The sequence below is a fragment of the Neobacillus drentensis genome, from assembly GCF_036965425.1.
In the GTDB taxonomy this organism is placed as follows: domain Bacteria; phylum Bacillota; class Bacilli; order Bacillales; family Cytobacillaceae; genus Neobacillus; species Neobacillus drentensis_F.
This window is the reverse complement of the sequence record NZ_JBALPP010000134.1, coordinates 14,177-14,648: the sequence shown is the minus strand read 5'-3', so window position 1 is coordinate 14,648 and position 472 is coordinate 14,177. Positions and strand designations below refer to the sequence as shown.

At 29.9% G+C, this 472-nt stretch carries 1 protein-coding gene; it reads right to left on the bottom strand.

The genetic code is table 11. The features are described 5' to 3' along the window. Position 1: 1 nt before the first annotated feature. Positions 2-472, bottom strand: a 471-nt coding sequence (locus V7161_RS26345; protein ID WP_335715769.1) for a hypothetical protein, incomplete at its 5' end; no start/stop codon positions are given.

Below are 472 nucleotides of genomic sequence, written 5' to 3'. Positions count from 1 at the left end.
TCTACTTATTAGTTTTTTTGTTTTCCAGTGATTCGTTTTCTCCATCCTCGTATATCCACTTCCTATATTCTCCATAAATATAGATCATGATCAATCTTATTCCAAAGTAAGAAATTGGATGAAGATTATTTTTTAACAGCTTAATCCTTTGGAAAAATTTATTTAAACAAGCGGCAAATAAAACAACTCCCAGTTTAACTGCTAATGTATTCTCCTTCTTTAATGAAAGTGCTGTAAAAAATGACAAAATTGTTGTGTATAATGGTGATAAGATAAAATGTTCTCTCCATGAATGGTACTTTCCTATACCAAATCGGTAGCGTCTTATAAAGGCAAATAATAAAAACAGATTGGTCTCGGTAACCATGATCATGAAAAAGAGTGAGATAAACCGTACCATTGAAGTTTTTTTATTTAATGAAGCAAACCAGAAATCACTTAATTTAAAATAAAGAGGCAGAAAGATTAATGT